The 17,107-nt window shown below is 60.3% G+C and carries 15 protein-coding genes; 12 read left to right on the top strand and 3 right to left on the bottom strand.

All coding sequences use genetic code 11. From position 1 onward, the window contains the following. Positions 1–52: 52 nt before the first annotated feature. The 4 genes from BZK31_RS16755 (at position 53) to treS (ending at position 4,076) form a co-directional block, all read left to right on the top strand. Complete coding sequence (locus BZK31_RS16755) at positions 53–658, top strand: DJ-1/PfpI family protein (protein ID WP_083184069.1); 606 nt, start codon at positions 53–55, stop codon at positions 656–658. Between the two features lie 298 nt (positions 659–956). After that, the gene (locus BZK31_RS16750; protein ID WP_083184068.1) at positions 957–1,256 is read left to right on the top strand and encodes a LysR family transcriptional regulator; all 300 of its coding nucleotides are present in this window, start codon (positions 957–959) and stop codon (positions 1,254–1,256) included. Then, entirely contained in the window at positions 1,238–1,819 is a 582-nt protein-coding gene (locus BZK31_RS16745) for a substrate-binding domain-containing protein (protein WP_083184091.1), read from the top strand. Before BZK31_RS16750 ends, BZK31_RS16745 begins: the two co-directional genes overlap by 19 nt. A 190-nt stretch (positions 1,820–2,009) precedes the next feature. Next, on the top strand, positions 2,010–4,076 hold the full coding sequence (gene treS, locus BZK31_RS16740; RefSeq protein WP_083184067.1) for a maltose alpha-D-glucosyltransferase: 2,067 nt from the start codon (positions 2,010–2,012) through the stop codon (positions 4,074–4,076). Positions 4,077–4,164: 88 nt separating this feature from the next. On the opposite strand, the gene BZK31_RS16735 is transcribed toward treS, so the two are convergent. Continuing rightward, complete coding sequence (locus tag BZK31_RS16735) at positions 4,165–5,937, bottom strand: sigma-54-dependent Fis family transcriptional regulator (RefSeq protein ID WP_083184066.1); 1,773 nt, start codon at positions 5,935–5,937, stop codon at positions 4,165–4,167. 277 nt (positions 5,938–6,214) lie between these two features. On the opposite strand from BZK31_RS16735, the gene BZK31_RS16730 reads away from it, so the two are divergent. The 3 genes from BZK31_RS16730 to BZK31_RS16720 all read left to right on the top strand — a co-directional run bounded on the left by BZK31_RS16730 (position 6,215) and on the right by BZK31_RS16720 (position 9,551). After that, the gene (locus tag BZK31_RS16730) at positions 6,215–7,696 is read left to right on the top strand and encodes a benzaldehyde dehydrogenase (RefSeq protein ID WP_083184065.1); all 1,482 of its coding nucleotides are present in this window, start codon (positions 6,215–6,217) and stop codon (positions 7,694–7,696) included. A gap of 57 nt (positions 7,697–7,753) precedes the next feature. Then, a complete protein-coding gene (locus BZK31_RS16725) occupies positions 7,754–8,521 on the top strand; it encodes a coniferyl-alcohol dehydrogenase (RefSeq protein ID WP_083184064.1) in 768 nt (255 codons plus the stop codon). 82 nt (positions 8,522–8,603) lie between these two features. Continuing rightward, positions 8,604–9,551, top strand: a complete 948-nt coding sequence (locus BZK31_RS16720; protein WP_083184063.1) for a SphA family protein — start codon at positions 8,604–8,606, stop codon at positions 9,549–9,551. A gap of 120 nt (positions 9,552–9,671) precedes the next feature. Here BZK31_RS16720 and BZK31_RS16715 read toward each other — a convergent pair whose 3' ends face one another. Further along, complete coding sequence (locus BZK31_RS16715; protein WP_083184062.1) at positions 9,672–10,160, bottom strand: MarR family winged helix-turn-helix transcriptional regulator; 489 nt, start codon at positions 10,158–10,160, stop codon at positions 9,672–9,674. Positions 10,161–10,371: 211 nt separating this feature from the next. Between BZK31_RS16715 and BZK31_RS16710 the strand changes: the two genes are divergently transcribed. The 4 genes from BZK31_RS16710 (at position 10,372) to BZK31_RS16695 (ending at position 16,028) form a co-directional block, all read left to right on the top strand. Further along, entirely contained in the window at positions 10,372–11,202 is an 831-nt protein-coding gene (locus tag BZK31_RS16710; protein WP_083184061.1) for a p-hydroxycinnamoyl CoA hydratase/lyase, read from the top strand. A gap of 100 nt (positions 11,203–11,302) precedes the next feature. Continuing rightward, complete coding sequence (locus BZK31_RS16705; RefSeq protein ID WP_083184060.1) at positions 11,303–12,751, top strand: aldehyde dehydrogenase; 1,449 nt, start codon at positions 11,303–11,305, stop codon at positions 12,749–12,751. 152 nt (positions 12,752–12,903) lie between these two features. Further along, on the top strand, positions 12,904–14,790 hold the full coding sequence (locus tag BZK31_RS16700; RefSeq protein ID WP_167378006.1) for a feruloyl-CoA synthase: 1,887 nt from the start codon (positions 12,904–12,906) through the stop codon (positions 14,788–14,790). Next, positions 14,787–16,028, top strand: a complete 1,242-nt coding sequence (locus BZK31_RS16695) for a thiolase family protein (RefSeq protein WP_083184059.1) — start codon at positions 14,787–14,789, stop codon at positions 16,026–16,028. The genes BZK31_RS16700 and BZK31_RS16695 overlap by 4 nt, the downstream gene beginning before the upstream one ends. Before the next feature lie 67 nt (positions 16,029–16,095). Here the strand turns inward: BZK31_RS16695 and BZK31_RS16690 are convergent, their stop codons facing one another. Beyond that, on the bottom strand, positions 16,096–16,542 hold the full coding sequence (locus BZK31_RS16690) for a hypothetical protein (protein WP_083184058.1): 447 nt from the start codon (positions 16,540–16,542) through the stop codon (positions 16,096–16,098). Positions 16,543–16,745: 203 nt separating this feature from the next. Here BZK31_RS16690 and BZK31_RS16685 point away from each other — a divergent pair, with 203 nt between their 5' ends. Further along, the gene (locus BZK31_RS16685) at positions 16,746–17,105 is read left to right on the top strand and encodes a hypothetical protein (RefSeq protein WP_083184057.1); all 360 of its coding nucleotides are present in this window, start codon (positions 16,746–16,748) and stop codon (positions 17,103–17,105) included. Positions 17,106–17,107: the final 2 nt, after the last annotated feature.

Genomic DNA, 17,107 nt, shown 5'->3' with positions numbered 1-17,107 from the left:
GTGAATCCTTAACCCTGCACGTGGTCCGGCAAGCGGACCCAGGAGCCATTTCGTGTCCCTCAATATCGGTATTTATGTCTACGACGACGTCGAAGTTCTCGACTTCGCTGGCCCCTACGAAGTGTTCACCACCGCCACCCGTATGCATGCCCGCAACAGCCGTAACGACAAGCAGTTGTTCAATGTCTTCACCATCGGTCGCAGCACCGCGCCAGTGCGTGCGCGTGCCGGTCTGAAAGTCGACCCGGATTTCTCGATCAACGATCACCCGGCCATGGACTGCCTGATCGTGCCCGGTGGCGTCGTCAACGCCGAACTGGAAAAGCCGGACGTCATCCGCTGGATCAGCGACCAGTCGGAGCCTGGCCGTGTGGTCGCAGCCGTGTGTACCGGGGCGTTCATGCTCGCCAAAACCGGCAAGCTGGCCGGCAAGCAGGTCACCACGCATTGGGAAGACATTGCCGACCTCAAGGAAATGTTCCCGTCGGTGGATGTCCTCAGCACCCTGCGCTGGGTCGATGAGGGGTCGTTCGTGACCTCAGCCGGTATTTCTGCCGGGATCGACATGAGTCTGCACCTTGTGGAGCGTCTGCACAGCCGAGAACTGGCGGAGCGCACGGCATTGCAGCTGGACTTCGACTGGACCGAAAACGACTGATTCACGTCTCATCGCCAATCGCGATCTACGCCGCTTTCTGGAACATCGGATGTTAAATCCAGGGTGACTGACAGACTTTCTGCCGTGTCTGGGGTCCTGCTGGCGAGGTATGCGCACTGACGCATGCGCGCGGGGCCCTTTCCAGAAAATCCAGCGGTTGCGTGCCCCCGACTGACCGATCCCTTCATGTGGCCGATATACGTGCACAAGGGCCTGTCCTCGGGGGCTCTTGCATTTTCGACTCTCTCCCGTCAGCGACCGATCGCACCTATTTCGCCCTATCCAGAGTGCAGGACAGATGAAAACCCATTTCTTCAAAATCGTTCAAACCGTTGCCCAGCACGGTTCGTTCTCCGAAGCTGCGGCCATTCTGGGATGCAGCCAGTCGAACATCAGTTACGCGATCAAGGAAGTCGAAGACTTTTTCGAAAAGCGCTTGTTTATCCGCAGCCGCTCCGGCTGCACCCTGACACCCGACGGCAAAGTGATTTCCCAGACCCTGAGCAGCATCATGGCGACGCTCGAACAACTAAAAAAAATGGGGTCAGCGGCAGCGTCACCCTCCATTACCACACGCATATTCAGGAAACCAGCCTGAGCACATCGCTGGATTTTCTTGCCCGTCATTACCCGGATATCCACCTCAATGTGCTGCACGGCAATGAGCAGAACCCATCGCTGGAAGCGCTGATCAAGGAGACGGCGGACATTCTGATTCTGCCCGGCACTGTGCTGAGCGAGCATTATCTGGAGCATCATCACTGGTCCGATCACTATGTGCTGGTGACCGCCAGAGGCAAACAGCCGCCGTGCGCCTTCACCGAACTGTCGCAGACTTCGCGTTACGTGGCCTGGCGGCATCCGGGCCTGGACCGGCTGCATCAGCAATTGGCGTCTGCTCAGGTACGCCTCAGCCATCGCGGCGAGCTCACCTGCCTGGAGACACTGCTGGACCTGGTCGCCAGGCAACACTGCATCTCGATCATCCCAAGCGCCTTGCTCAGCGGGCACCTGCGCGAAGTCGAGCACGTACCGTTGCCCCATACGATCATGCGTCACATCAGTGTGGTGGCGCGCCCGACCTCGCTGCTGTCCAATGCAGCCAATGCGGTGATTCAGGCGCTGAAGAAGCCACGCATGCTGGCAGTGCAGCGTTATTAAGGGGGCCGGCAATGGGCTGAGACTGTCAGGGCTTGCGATAACCTGTCCACGGATTGGCAGCGTGGCGGTTCGAACAGCTTACACCGATGCAACGAATCGCCCGGCCAGGGCTCATACCCTTAGGCAATACATTCGGGACGCTTGCCCGCGAGCGTCCAACGTCACCGATTCAAGAGGAAGACTGAGCGCTATGACGATACCGGACAAGCAGTATGTGGACTGGCTGGTCGAGCAATCGATGCTGAATGCGGCAAGGCAACGCGCCAAAACCTACTCGGGGCAGGGACGGCTCTGGCAGCGGCCTTTCGCACAGGCTCGTCCGAGGGACGCATCGGCCATTTCCTCGGTCTGGTTCACCGCATACCCTGCATCGATCGTTACCCGAGAGGGCGGTTCGGTACTTGAGGCGCTGGGTGACGAAACCTTGTGGCATGCATTGTCGGAAATCGGCATTCAGGGTATTCACAACGGACCGCTGAAGCTGTCCGGCGGCCTTCAAGGCAGCACCCGTACGCCGAGCATCGATGGCAATTTCGACCGCATCAGCTTCGGCATCGACCCTGAGCTGGGTACTGACGCTCAGTTGTTGAGCCTGACGCGCATCGCTGCCGCGCATAACGCGGTCATCATCGATGACGTGATTCCGTCGCACACCGGCAAAGGCGCCGACTTCAGGCTCGCCGAGCTGGCGTACGAAGATTATCCGGGTCTTTACCACATGGTCGAGATTCGCGAAGAGGACTGGCAATTGCTGCCCGACGTGCCGGCAGGCCGTGATGCGGTCAATCTCATGCCTGACGTCGTGGATCAGTTGCGCGACAAGCACTACATCGTCGGTCAGTTGCAGCGGGTGATTTTCTTCGAACCCGGTGTCAAGGAAACCGACTGGAGCGCCACGGATGTGGTGCAGGGTGTGGATGGCAAAGCGCGACGCTGGGTTTATCTGCATTATTTCAAGGAAGGCCAGCCGTCCCTCAACTGGCTGGACCCCAGTTTTGCCGCGCAACAGATGATCATAGGCGATGCGCTGCACGCGATCGACGTGTCGGGCGCTCGGGTTCTGCGTCTGGATGCCAACGGTTTTCTCGGCGTAGAGCGACGTGCCGAAGGCGCGGCGTGGTCGGAAGGTCATCCGTTGTCGATCACCGGCAACCAGTTGCTGGCCGGTGCGATCCGCAAGGCGGGCGGTTTCAGCTTTCAGGAGCTGAACCTGACGCTGGACGACATTGCGTCCATGAGCCACGGCGGCGCCGACCTGTCCTACGACTTCATCACCCGACCGGCCTATCAGCACGCGCTGTTGACCGGCACTACTGAATTCCTGCGTCTGATGTTGCGTCAGGTGCATGTGTTCGGTATCGATCCTGCCTCGCTGATCCATGCGTTGCAGAACCACGATGAGCTGACCCTGGAGCTGGTGCATTTCTGGACGTTGCATGCCCATGACACCTATCACTATCAGGGCCAGACCTTTCCCGGCAACATCCTGCGCGAGCATATCCGCGAAGAGATGTACGAGCGGCTGACCGGGGAGCATGCACCCTATAACCTGAAATTCGTCACCAACGGGGTGTCTTGCACCACGGCGAGCATCATCACTGCTGCGCTGGGCATTCGTGACCTGAGTACCATCACCGATGCCGACATCAAGCAGATTCAGCACATTCACCTGCTGCTGGTGATGTACAACGCCATGCAGCCAGGCGTGTTCGCCTTGTCTGGCTGGGATCTGGTCGGCGCGCTGACGCTGCCTGCCGAGCAGGTTCAGCACTTGATGCAGGATGGCGATACTCGCTGGATCCATCGCGGTGCCTACGACCTGGCCGACCTCGACCCGCACGCCGAACTGTCCGAAGGTGGCATGCCGCGCGCGCAGTCGCTGTACGGCAGCCTGGTCAGCCAACTGGAGCGCCCGGATTCTTTCGCTTCGCAGTTGAAGAAGATCCTCTCGGTGCGCCGCGCTTACGACATCGCGGCCAGCCGCCAGATACTGATCCCTGACGTCCAGCATCCTGGGTTGCTGGTGATGGTGCATGAATTGCCGGCCGGCAAGGGCACGCAGATCACCGCGCTCAATTTCAGCTCGGAAACCATCGTGGAAACCCTTCACCTGCCGGACATCGCGCCGGGGCCGGTGGTCGATATCATCAACGAGCGTGTGGAAGGCGACTTGACCGAGCAGGGTGAATTCACCATCACCCTGGATGCCTATGAAGGGCTCGCACTGCGCGTGGTCAGCACGCTGCCGATGCTCTGACACTCTGCCGGTCAGTTCTTCGTGAACAGGTTCACGGAGACTGACCGGCAGTCGTTGCGGACGTTGCGAATTTCCGGCAGTGGCGCGTTCAGGCTGTCTTGAGCTGATGCTTTTTAAGGCGGTAGGCGAATTGCGCACGGCTCAGGCCGAGTAACCGTGATGCCGCCGACAGATTGCCCTGACTCTTGCTGAGCGCTTCGTTGATCAGGCGTTGCTCAAGGTGGTCGATGGAAAACTCGCCGGGTTCGCCAAAGGTGTCCAGCAGCACTGACTGTGGTTCTCCGTCGATTACCTCTGGCGGTACGCCCAGTGACAGCCCGCCCTGACGATTCAGCGAGTAGGGCTCGACGGGCAGCGGTTCGTTGCGAAAGATATGAACCAGATCGATGGGCTGGCCTTCTTCGCTGGCGATCAGGCCACGTTCGATCAGGTTCTGCAGCTCGCGAACGTTGCCGGGAAAGTCGTAACGCAATAGGGTCTTCAATGCGCGCATGCTCAAACCGGCCGGCGTTCGTTCGTATTCCTTGCAGAACCTGTCGAGAAACGCATTGATCAGCAGCGGCACGTCATCGCGACGCTCACGCAGCGGGGGCAGGGTAATGGGATAGACGTTCAGACGGTAGAACAGATCCTCTCGAAAATCGCCATGCGCCACGGCCTGACGCAAATCAACGTTAGTCGCCGCAACCACCCTGACATTGACCTTGATGGCGTGCCCGCCGCCGACCCGTTCGATCTCTCTTTCCTGCAGTGCGCGCAGCAGCTTGCTCTGGCCTGCCAGGCTCATGCAGGTGATTTCATCGAGAAACAACGTGCCGCCGACGGCGCGCTCGAAGCGGCCGGGTCGTGAGTGGCTGGCTCCGGTGTAGGCACCCCGTTCGACACCAAACAGTTCGGCTTCGATCAGATTGTCTGGAATGGCCGCACAGTTGAGCGCCACGAACGGACCGTCGCTATGCCGACTGAGCTGGTGCAACTGCCGGGCGAACATCTCCTTGCCGACACCGGATTCACCGCTGATCAACACCGTGGCAGGCGTCATGGCGACACGCTGCAGCGCCTGACTGGCCGCATTGAAGGCTGCGCTGGCACCAATCAGCGGTTGCTCCGTCCCAAGGGGTGTGCCGGAAGGGTAAGGTGCAGCCGAGGCTGCAACCGGAGTCGACGGCGCCGGGGGTGTGACGACACTCAAATAGCCCAGATCGCGTTCGACGTCGCCCCATTGCCGGGCCGTCTTGCCAACCACCTTGCAACATGCGTGGCCCATACCACGGCACTCCACTTCACGAAAGATCACCATCTGACCGAACAACCCGCTGACGAAGCCGGTGGCGTAGCCGATTTCCGTCCAGCACACCGGATCCTGACCGACTCCATAGCAGGCCAGATGCGCATCGGCTTCGCAGGAGTGATGCCAGAGAAACTCGCCCTCATAGAACCCCGACTCCACGTCGAATCTGAAGTGCAGCGGTTCGACCCTGGCCATGCCCTCCAGGGTATGCAGGTAGGTGCCGGCGCGGAACACGGCGGTCGCATCGGCATGGGGCCAGCGTTCCCGAATCAGTTGTGCATCACGGGCGCCGGACAGATAACCCGCACGGGTGAACATCCCGCGCGCCTGCTCCAGGCCCAGACGGTCAATGATTTCGCGACGCAGCGTGCCGAATGATGAGCTGTGCAGCAGGAGCATGCGCTGATCGTTAAGCCAGATGCGGCCGTCATCGGGAGAAAAGAACAGACAGCTCGCCAGTTCTTCCGGGGTAGGCGAGTGGCGGGTGTCGGACTGACGGCTGTCGCCCCGTGGTGCGAACGGTTCGACGGCGAATGCCGATTCGGAAACGTGGCGGTGAGGGTTGGTCATTGTTATGCCCCGGGCCGGTGATGATCGAAATGGTGAAGCGCTAATAAAGTTATTAAACATAACTTTATCAAATGAACAAGCTCAACGAGCTGCGCATTCATTCGAATGTGATCGGCGTCACTGGAAACAGGAACAGTGAGACCCGTGCCAGAGCGGTTTCATAAAAACATGACAGCATGATGGCAAAACCGGCACAGCGCTTGCTCAGGACAGCGTACGGCGCATGCGAACCCTCAACGGGCGCGGCGATTACAACCATAAAAGCCGGAGTTTCACCATGTCAGTGTCTGAGCCTGTCTCTTTGTTGCAGCGAGCCATCGAGGCCAAGTGTATTTTCAATGGCGACTGGGTCCCCTCGTCAGCCCCCTTGCGAGCGGTCATCGAGCCCGCCACGGGGGAGCTGTTGATGGAGACGGCCATGGCCACTCCCGCGGACATCGCCGTTGCCTGCCGTGAGGCGGCGCTGGCTCAGCCCGCCTGGGCAGCGATGGGGCCGCGTGAGAAAGCGGAAATCTTCTTGCTGGCGGCTGACCTTGCGGTCTGCTCATTCGATGAACTGTCCTTGTATGTCGCCCGCGAAACCGGCGGCAGCTTGCCCAAGGGTGAACACGAGGTGCGCGAAGCCATCGTATTGTTTCGCCAGGCGGCGGGCATGCTTTCTCAGGCCCACGGTCACGGCGTGATCCTGCCCGGTGCGGCGGGGCGCCTGTCCTATGCGCGTCGTGTGCCGCACGGCGTGGTCGGAATGATTTCACCGTTCAACTTCCCGCTGGTGCTCTCCTTGCGCACCGTGGCGCCTGCGTTGGCAGCTGGCAACGCGGTGGTGCTCAAGCCCGATCCACAAACACCGGTTAGCGGCGGCTTTCTGATTGCCCGGCTGCTTGAAGAGGCAGGTCTGCCCAAGGGGCTCTTGCATGTGCTGCCGGGCGCAGCCGATGCTGGCGAGGCGCTGTGCCGTGACCCCAATGTACAGATGATCACCTTCACCGGCTCCACGGGGGCAGGGCGCAAAGTCGCAGAAGTGGCGGGGCGCAACCTGAAAAAGGTGTCACTGGAGTTGGGCGGCAAGAATCCGCTGCTGATTCTGGAAGATGCCAACCTGGATCTGGCTGCCAGCAATGCCGCGTTCGGTGCCTGGCTGCATCAGGGGCAGATCTGCATGGCCACCGGCCTGATTCTGGTTCATGAATCCATTGCCGCCGCGCTGACCCGCAAGCTGGCCGACAAGGCGCGTGCGCTGACGGTCGGCAATGCCGCGCGTGGCGAGGCGGCGTTGGGGCCTCTGATCAACGCACGTCAGGTGCAGCATGTGCATGAGTTGGTCAGCGACAGTGTGCAGGCCGGCGCACAGTTGGAAACCGGCGGTGAGTACGAAGGGCTGTTCTATCGTCCGACCGTGATCAGCAACGTCAGACCCGGCATGCGCCTCTTCGAAGAAGAAGTATTCGGCCCTGTGGCCATAATCGTGACATTCTCCACAGATGAAGAAGCCATCGAGCTGGCCAATCGCAGCGAGTTCGGCCTCGCGGCGGCGGTGATTTCCACGTCGGTCGGGCGAGCGATGGCGGTCGGTGACCGCCTCAAGTGCGGGCTGCTGCACATCAACGATCAGACCGTGGCCGATGAGTGTGTCAATTCCTTCGGTGGCCGCGGCTCATCGGGGAACGGCAGCAGTGTCGGCGGCCCCTCCGATTGGGACGAGTACTGTCAGTGGCAATGGGTCACGGTGAAGAATCAGCCGCCGATCTATCCGTTCTGAGTTTCATCCTTACGCTGAAAGCCCGGCGTTACCCAACAATAACAAGAGCGCATGACTATGAACCTCAACAACAAGACATTGGTGGTGACCGGCGTGTCGTCGGGCATTGGCGCTGAACTGGCGCGGCTGGCACGCTTTCAGGGTGCCAGGGTCATTGGCGTCGATCGCCATGAACCGCAACTTACTGTGGACCGTTTTTTTCAAGCGGACCTGGGCGATCCCGACAACATCGATGCGCTGGTCGAGCAGTTGCCCAGGCAGGTCGATGCGCTGTGCAATATCGCCGGTGTGCCTGGCACTGCGCCGGTCGAGACGGTGGCCAGGGTCAACTACCTGGGTCTTCGCCATCTGACTCAGCGCCTGCTGCCGCGCATTGCCCCGGGCGGCAGTATCGTCAATGTGGCTTCAGTTCTCGGCGCGCAATGGCCGGAGCGTCTGGAACTGCATAAGGCACTGGCCGCAACCGAGACCTACGTCGAGGGGCAGCAGTGGCTGGCGGCCAATCCGGTCGCGCAGGACACGTGTTATCAGTACTTCAAGGAGGCGCTCATCGTCTGGACCTTCCAGCAGTCGCAAAGCTGGTTTCGCGAACAGTCGATACGCATCAATTGCGTCGCGCCGGGGCCGGTGTTCACGCCGATTCTGGGCGACTTCATCACCATGCTCGGCGAGGCACGCATTGCGCGTGATGGCGCTCGCATGAAACGCCCGGCCCAGGCTGACGAGGTGGCCGAAGTGATCGCCTTTCTGTGCTCCGACGCGTCGCGCTGGGTCAACGGGGTGAACCTGCCGGTGGATGGAGGGTTGGCGGCGACTTACGTTTAAGCGTGCTTGGCTGATACACCCCCGGTGACGCGGTCGTGTCATCGGGGCCTTGAAAACAACAATAAAACCAAGGAATCACAAGATGCCTAAGTCTATCTTGCGCACCGCTGTGGCCGCGTCACTGGCCGCCTTGTCGTTGACCAGTTATGGCTATGACTTGCCGGGCCTGAATCTGGGCAATACCAGTTTCTACGACGGATCGCCGGCGCCCGCCGGGCCAGGCTGGTACCTGGAGGAGTACCTGAACTACGCCAGGGCCGACCGCTTCAACGACGTCAATGGCGACAAACTGCAGTTGCCCAGGCAGAAAGTCGACGTACTGGCGGTGACCACACAACTCATTTATCTCGCACCCCCCATGGCCAACGGCGCCATGCCAGGGATTACGGCAATCAATACCTCGTTGGCGCACGTCGACGTCGACGATGGCCTTGGCAATACCGCACTCAGTTCACGGGCCGGTTTCGGGGATCTGATCATCGGACCTTTCCTGCAGTTGCCGACCGTTTCAAATGCCGACGGCAGCCCGTTGCTCACGCAGCGCGTCGAGGCGGACATTGTGATACCGGTGGGTGCATACGATCGCAACCGCTCGATCAATCCCGGCAGTAACTTCTGGTCATTCAATCCGTATTACGCCGCCACCTATTGGTTTTCGCCGAAATGGTCGGCCAGCGGACGCTTCATGTACTTGTGGAACGGCAAAAACGACGACCCGCAGGCAGGTTTCGGCACTGCGTCAGATACCCAGGCCGGCCAAGCGCTGCATGCCAACCTGACCGTGCAATACGCTGTGAACGAACAACTTTCGGTAGGGCTCAACGGCTACTGGCTCAAGCAGTTCACCGACACCCAAGTGGACGGTCGGGATGTCAGCGGCCGTAAGGAAAAGGTCTGGGCCATCGGGCCGGGGGTTCTGTATGCCTTCAACAAGGAGAACGTATTGACGGTCAACAGTTACTTTGAGCAAGGCGCCGAGAACCGTACCGAGGGCAACAAAGTGGTACTGAATTTTCTGCACAAGCTGTAATCGCCCTTGCAGGGCCGCTGTCGGCCACCGGTACGTTTTGCTTTGACATACGGGTGAATCAGAACCGGCACCGATGATCCTTTCGGATCGTCGGTGCATGCGGCAGGCGAACTGTTGGTATCAGGCCTGATAGACCTTCTTCAGCAAACGCAGCAGTTCTTCACGTTCCTGGACGCTGAGAGCGGAGGTGGAATCCTGATCGCTTTCGATTGCTATCTGTTTCAACTCTTTGAGCAGGGTTTCGCCAGTCTTGCTAAGGAAAATCCCGTACGACCGTTTGTCCGGTTTGCACCGCAGACGCACCGCCAACGCCCGGCTTTCCAGCTTGTTCAGCAGCGGTACGACCTGGGGCGGCTCGATGGCCAGCGCCTTGGCCAGATCAGCCTGCATCAGGCCCGGATTTTTATCGATGATTGCCAGTGCGGAAAACTGCGCGGGACGCAGATCATGCGTCGACAGGCGTCCGATCAGATTCTGGAACAGCTTGAGTTGTGCCCGGCGCATGGCGTAACCGATCAGGTCATCCAGTGCGGAGTCCATGGGCAACGACGCCTCGATAGCCTGTGCCTGGGTTGGGCAGAGGGTGGCGATGTCGGATGGCTTGGCCATTGAAAATCCAGTCCTTGTGGGTGGTGAACTATAGCCCGGCAGTTTGCCGGGGTTGGCGAGCGAAGGCTATGGGGCATTCATGACTGTGACCAGCATATCCGAACGGAGTGCTGAAAATGTTAATTAAGATTAATAATGGTTAATTGACATAACTAGTTTTGCGGTTTAGCTTGGAATCATGTCTCCCATTCAATAACAAGAGAGCCTCACCATGAGCACTTACGAAGGCCGCTGGTCAACCGTCAGGGTCGAAATCGGGCAGGGTATCGCCTGGGTCATTTTCAACCGCCCGGAAAAGCGCAACGCCATGAGCCCGACGCTCAACCGCGAGATGATCGATGTGCTGGAAACCCTTGAGCAGGATCCGCAGGCCGGGGTGTTGGTGCTGACCGGTGCCGGTGATGCCTGGACCGCGGGTATGGACCTCAAGGAGTATTTCCGCGAAGTGGATGCCGGTCCCGAAATCCTTCAGGAGAAGATCCGCCGTGAAGCGTCGCAGTGGCAGTGGAAGATGCTGCGCATGTACGCCAAACCGACCATCGCCATGGTCAACGGCTGGTGCTTCGGTGGCGGCTTCAGCCCGCTGGTGGCCTGCGACCTGGCCATTTGCGCCGACGAAGCCACCTTCGGTCTGTCGGAAATCAACTGGGGCATTCCGCCAGGCAATCTGGTGAGCAAGGCGATGGCCGACACCGTGGGTCATCGCCAGTCGCTGTACTACATCATGACCGGCAAGACTTTCGACGGTCGCAAGGCTGCCGAAATGGGCCTGGTCAATGAAAGCGTGCCGCTTACGCAACTGCGGCAAGTGACCATCGAGCTGGCGCTCAACCTGCTGGAGAAGAACCCTGTCGTGCTGCGCGCCGCCAAACACGGCTTCAAGCGCTGTCGCGAGCTGACCTGGGAGCAGAACGAAGATTACCTGTACGCCAAGCTCGACCAGTCAAGGCTGCTGGACAAGGAGGGCGGACGCGAACAGGGCATGAAGCAGTTCCTCGACGAAAAGAGCATCAAGCCCGGCCTGCAAGCTTACAAGCGCTAACGTCCGTGCGGCATCAATGGCTATGCCGGATGCCTGGACGCCGCTACTGTAAGTGAACGCTGCACTGCATTCCCGATAAAGACAATAAAGAGGAATCATCATGCTGGACGTGCCCCTGTTGATTGGCGGCCAGTCGTGCCCCGCCCGAAATGGACAAACCTTCGATCGCTGCAACCCGGTGACCGGGGACGTGGTGTCTTGCGTCGCTGCTGCAACACTCGAGGATGCCGACGCCGCGGTGGCTGCGGCTCAGGCTGCTTTCCCGGCCTGGGCGGCGATGGCGCCGGGTGAACGCCGTCTGCGCCTGCTGCAAGCGGCGGATTTGATGCAGGCGCGCAGTGGCGAATTCATTGCCGCCGCAGGTGAAACCGGGGCGATGGCCAACTGGTATGGGTTCAACGTCAACCTGGCAGCCGACATGCTGCGTGAAGCCGCGTCGATGACGACTCAGATCAACGGCGAAATCATTCCGTCCAACGTACCTGGCAATTTCGCCATGGCGCTACGCCAGCCGTGCGGCGTGGTGTTGGGTATAGCGCCGTGGAACGCTCCGGTGATTCTGGCCACACGGGCCATCGCCATGCCGCTGGCCTGCGGCAATACGGTGGTGCTCAAAGCCTCGGAATTAAGTCCGGCGGTGCACCGCCTGATCGGCCAGGTGTTGCAGGATGCCGGGCTGGGCGATGGCGTGGTCAATGTGATCAGCAACGCACCGGCCGATGCTGCGGCGATTGTCGAGCGACTGATCGCCAACCCGGCGGTGCGCCGGGTCAACTTCACCGGCTCCACGCACGTAGGGCGGATCATTGGTCAGCTTTCGGCGCGCCACCTCAAACCTGCGCTGCTGGAGCTGGGCGGCAAGGCACCGTTTCTGGTGCTGGACGACGCGGACCTGGACGCAGCGGTCGAAGCGGCCGCATTCGGCGCCTATTTCAATCAGGGGCAGATCTGCATGTCCACCGAGCGCCTGATTGTCGATGACAAGGTCGCCGACGCCTTTGTTGCCAGACTCGCTGCCAAGATCCAAACCCTGCATGCAGGTCCGACAACCGACAGCCGCTCGGTGCTGGGTTCGCTGGTAGACGTCAGCGCCGGCACGCGCATCCAGGCGCTGATCGACGATGCGCTCAGGCAGGGCGCCACTCTGGTCGCTGGCGGGCAACTGGAAGGCAGTATTTTGCAGCCCACCTTGCTCGACGGTGTGACACCGGGCATGCGTCTGTATCGCGAAGAGTCATTCGGTCCCGTTGCCGTGCTGCTGCGCGGCGACGGTGACGAGGCACTGCTGCGTATGGCCAACGATTCGGAGTTCGGCCTGTCTGCAGCTATTTTCAGCCGCGACACCGGCCGTGCCCTGGCGCTGGCGCAGCGGGTCGAGTCAGGCATCTGCCACATCAACGGACCCACCGTGCATGACGAAGCGCAAATGCCCTTCGGCGGTGTCAAGTCCAGTGGCTACGGCAATTTTGGTGGCAAGGCATCCATCGAGCATTTCACCCAGTTGCGTTGGGTGACGCTGCAGAACGGGCCGCGGCATTACCCGATCTGAGTCGTTCACGTTTGCCCGGCGGTCGTGTGATCAGACCGCCGCCACTGATCAGTCAGGCATACCTATCACAAGGCCGCAGCCAGCCGCTGCCACGCTTGCCACGAATCGCAGTACGCCGTTCGTTGTCCGCGTGCCTTGACGGAGAGACGCTCGTGAGTTCCGAAATCAGATCCGCTACGTTGCACACCGAAGCCAGGCCGCCACGCTATCGCCAGGTGAGTATTGGTCATTGCGCGGTCGAGGTGCGTGAGGAAAAGGGCATCCTGCATATGCGTGCCCTGGAGCCTTTGGCCCCGTTGCCAGATCGACTGCTCGAGCGCCTGGTGCATTGGGCTGCACTACGCCCGCAACAGACATTCATCGCTGCCCGCGACAACCTGGGTGGTTGGCGCAAGGTCAGTTATGCCGAGATGCTGGACACCGTGCGTGCCATTGCGCAGGGCCTGCTGAAATACAATTTGTCGGCCGAACGCCCGCTGGCGCTGCTGTCGGGCAATGATATCGAGCACCTGCAGATTGCCCTCGGGGCCATGTACGCCGGTATTCCTTATTGTCCGGTTTCACCTGCTTACGCGGTCATGTCCCAGGATTTCGCCAAGCTGCGGCATGTCTGCGATGTGCTGCGGCCAGGGCTGGTGTTCGTCAGTGATGCTGCGCCTTTTCAACGCGCCATTGATGCGGTGATTCCGGGCGATACGCCGGTGATGGTGGTGCGTGGTCAGCTCAGTGGCAGGCGTCAGATCAGCTTTGCCACGCTGCTGGAGCAGCCAGGTGGTCCTGAAGCCGAGGCGGCCTTCAACGCCACCGGGCCGGACAGCATCGCCAAGTTTCTGTTTACCTCAGGTTCAACGAAGCTGCCCAAGGCGGTGGTCACCACTCAGCGCATGCTGTGCGCCAACCAGCAGATGCTGTTGCAGACCTTTCCCGTGTTCGGCGAAGAGCCGCCGGTGCTGGTGGACTGGCTACCGTGGAATCACACCTTCGGCGGCAGTCATAACGTCGGTATCGTGTTGTATAACGGCGGCACGTTTTACCTGGATAACGGCAAGCCCACGGTTCACGGCTTCGCCGAAACCCTGCGCAACCTCAAGGAGATTTCCCCGACCGCTTACCTGACCGTGCCCAAGGGCTGGGAAGAGCTGGTCAATGCCCTGGAGCAGGACGCCGAGCTGCGCGAGTGCTTTTTTGCCCGCATGAAGCTGTTCTTCTTCGCGGCGGCGGGTCTTTCACAAAGCATCTGGGACCGACTCGATCGGGTGGCCGAACAGCATTGCGGCGAGCGTATCCGCATGATGGCCGGGCTGGGCATGACCGAAGCAGCACCGTCATGCACCTTCACCACGGGTCCGCTGTCGATGGCCGGTTACATCGGCTTGCCTGCGCCCGGCTGCGAAGTGCGACTGGTGCCGGTCGACGGCAAGCTGGAGGGCCGGTTCCGTGGGCCGCACATCATGCCAGGCTACTGGCGCTCGCCTCAGCAGACTGCAGACGTATTCGACGAAGACGGTTTCTATTGCTCCGGCGACGCCATCAAGCTTGCCGACCCGGCTGCACCCGAGCTGGGGCTGATGTTTGATGGCCGTCTGGCCGAGGACTTCAAGCTGTCATCCGGAGTCTTCGTCAGTGTCGGACCGATGCGTAATCGCGCTGTGCTGGACGGCTCACCCTATGTGCAGGATGTGGTAATCACGGCGCCGGACCGGGAATGCCTCGGTGCACTGGTGTTCCCCAGGCAGCACGAGTGTCGGCAGCTGGCGGGGCTGAACGCAGACGCCAGCGACGCCGAGGTCCTGGCCAGTGCGCCGGTCCGTGAATGGTTCACCGACTGGCTGTCGCGCCTGAATCGGGATGCCAACGGCAACGCCAGTCGCCTTGAATGGATCGCCCTGCTCGAAGAACCCGCGTCGATTGACCGGGGAGAAATCACCGATAAGGGGTCGATCAATCAACGTGCGGTCCTGCAGTGGCGCGCAGCCAAGGTCGAAGCGCTGTATCGCGGCGAAGACCCGGATGCGCTGCGTGCCGGGCCGCCGGTGTGAGCGGCGCGGGGCAGTACAGCGGATTCAGTGATGTGGCGATCATCGAGTCGGTGCGCACGCCATGGGTCGATCTGGGCGGCGCGCTGGCGCATGTGTCGCCGATTGACCTGGGCATCAAAACGGGGCGTGAAGTCCTGGCCCGCGCGGGCGTTGAGCCCGGTCATGTCGATACAGTGTTGGCCGGATCGATGGCTCAGGCCAGTTTCGATGCCTATCTGTTGCCCCGACACATCGGTCTTTACAGTGGCGTGGCCCAACAGGTTCCTGCGCTGGGCGTGCAACGCATCTGCGCCACCGGTTTCGAACTGTTGCGTCAGGCAGCACTGCATGTGACGGCAGGCGGACAACTTGCGCTGTGCGTGGCGGCCGAATCCATGTCGCGCAATCCCATCGCGGCCTACACCCACCGTGACGGTTTTCGTCTGGGCGCGGGTGTGCAATTCAAGGATTTTCTCTGGGAAGCGCTGTATGACCCGGCACCGGCCATGGACATGATCGCCACTGCCGATCATCTCGCTCGACGCCACGGTCTGAGTCGCTCGCAGGTCGACGGCTATGCGCTGCTTAGCCATGAACGAGCGTTGGCGGCTCAGGCGCGCGGCTGGTTCGCGCCGGAACTTGTGGCAGTGATTTGTGAGCCCTTCGAGCTCGATGGCTATCGTCCAAGAAGGATCGAGTTGCCGCGTGGTGTAGACAGTGTCGTGTCCGACAGCCATCCGCGCCCCACCGATAAGGCCGCTTTGTCGCGCCTGCCAGCGATCCATGCCGATGGTGTCCAGACGGCTGGCAACAGCTGCGCGGTGGTCGATGGCGCAGCCGCCGCCCTGGTGGGCAAGGCCTGTGAAGCGCAAGGAGCGGTGCTCGCGCATTTGCTGGCCAGCGCAGTGGTTGGCGTTGCGCCCCAATTCATGGGAATCGGGCCGGCACCTGCCATCCAGTTGCTGTTGCAGCGCAGTGGCCTGACCCTGGCTGATATCGACCGGGTCGAGATAAACGAAGCACAGGCCGCCCAAGTGCTTGCTGTCGCTGAAACACTGGAGCTGGATATCGATCGACTGAATGTCCACGGCGGGTCACTCGGTTTGGGGCATCCCCTGGCTGCGACCGGCTTGCGTCTGGTCATGACCCTGGCCCGGCAACTGCGTGAAGACAACTTGCGCTACGGCATCGCCGCCGCCTGTGTTGGCGGCGGGCAGGGGATGGCGATACTGATCGAGAATCCGGCATTTCAGCGCTAGCCAGTAGGGTGTTTCGCAAATAACGCTCATACTTTTTGGCAACGGTCGGCAAACACGCATTGGCCGTTTATCCCGTCGAATCAAGGGCGGCGCGTGCCGCGACCACGACAACCGCGATAAAGGCGGTTTGTGAGATGAGCAGAACCAGAAATACTTCAAGGTACCCGGATTTATTGTGCCGCCATGTAGCACGGGCGTTCAATTTGATGCGCCTGAAAAAGCCCGGGTGCAGACGAGTTATTCTGTCTGTCAGTTTTTTCAATCTGGCAGGTGAGACCAGGGCCGACTCGATGAACAGGGTGATATTGGCCAGGCAAGCCCCGATGAAGACCAGCAGGCTGAACAGATAAGGGATCGTTCTTCTGACACCTTCATACGTGAAGTCGAAGGAGTCTCGTTCAAGACTCAAGTCCAGTGGTGAGCCAAATATAAAAGCGAGGGTCAGAAACAGCGCCTGCGGCGTCAGGTTTCTCAAAAACTCTAAAAATGCCTTACGGTTTTCCCCAAAAAACATGTGTGCTCCCTGTTAATGTAATTTCCCTGTGCAAGTGTACGGCTTGAAACAACGTCTGGCCTGCACCGTTCATGCATTTTTTCCATCACTTCAATCCGGACTTTGAACGTGCATCGCCATGACGTTCGTCATACCTTTTTATAACTTGACCAACTTGCGCCGAACCGCGACGCTTTGCACTTTCCAACCACGGTCTACCGTCCATGCGTACCCTCGCCGAACTCTCTTTCGATTTCATATGGCATTTGATGTTCACGGATGAAGACAAACTCGAACAGGACCTGGCTGTTCGAGCGCTGGAAAATTTGTGTGACCACCTGACGAACCTGTCCGATGAGGAGCGCAGGGCGTTCATCACGGTAGCGATCGAGCGGCGGGCGGTTTTGCTCTCCAGCCTTGACACCAACGGTTATTCGCCCAGGCACCTGGTGACGGACGACCAGCAGCAGTTTCTGGATGACGTGATCAGCGGTCAGTTCTTCAGCGAGTTCGAAGAGCCGACATTGCTGGCCGACCACGACCGCGTGGTGCCTATTGGCAGTTATCGCAAAGGTGGCCGCTGATA

This window comes from Pseudomonas floridensis, from assembly GCF_002087235.1.
GTDB lineage: Bacteria > Pseudomonadota > Gammaproteobacteria > Pseudomonadales > Pseudomonadaceae > Aquipseudomonas > Aquipseudomonas floridensis.
Note: the sequence above shows the minus strand (reverse complement) of the source record. Positions and strands in the feature narration are given on the sequence as shown.

Coding starts and splice junctions, on each gene's coding strand:
- BZK31_RS16715 (WP_083184062.1), bottom strand. CDS start 10,160: ATGGCCAAGCCATCCGACATCGCCACCCTCTGCCCAACCCAGGCACAG.
- BZK31_RS16690 (WP_083184058.1), bottom strand. CDS start 16,542: ATGTTTTTTGGGGAAAACCGTAAGGCATTTTTAGAGTTTTTGAGAAAC.
- BZK31_RS16730 (WP_083184065.1), top strand. CDS start 6,215: ATGTCAGTGTCTGAGCCTGTCTCTTTGTTGCAGCGAGCCATCGAGGCC.
- treS (WP_083184067.1), top strand. CDS start 2,010: ATGACGATACCGGACAAGCAGTATGTGGACTGGCTGGTCGAGCAATCG.
- BZK31_RS16735 (WP_083184066.1), bottom strand. CDS start 5,937: ATGACCAACCCTCACCGCCACGTTTCCGAATCGGCATTCGCCGTCGAA.
- BZK31_RS16705 (WP_083184060.1), top strand. CDS start 11,303: ATGCTGGACGTGCCCCTGTTGATTGGCGGCCAGTCGTGCCCCGCCCGA.
- BZK31_RS16750 (WP_083184068.1), top strand. CDS start 957: ATGAAAACCCATTTCTTCAAAATCGTTCAAACCGTTGCCCAGCACGGT.
- BZK31_RS16710 (WP_083184061.1), top strand. CDS start 10,372: ATGAGCACTTACGAAGGCCGCTGGTCAACCGTCAGGGTCGAAATCGGG.
- BZK31_RS16685 (WP_083184057.1), top strand. CDS start 16,746: ATGCGTACCCTCGCCGAACTCTCTTTCGATTTCATATGGCATTTGATG.
- BZK31_RS16720 (WP_083184063.1), top strand. CDS start 8,604: ATGCCTAAGTCTATCTTGCGCACCGCTGTGGCCGCGTCACTGGCCGCC.
- BZK31_RS16725 (WP_083184064.1), top strand. CDS start 7,754: ATGAACCTCAACAACAAGACATTGGTGGTGACCGGCGTGTCGTCGGGC.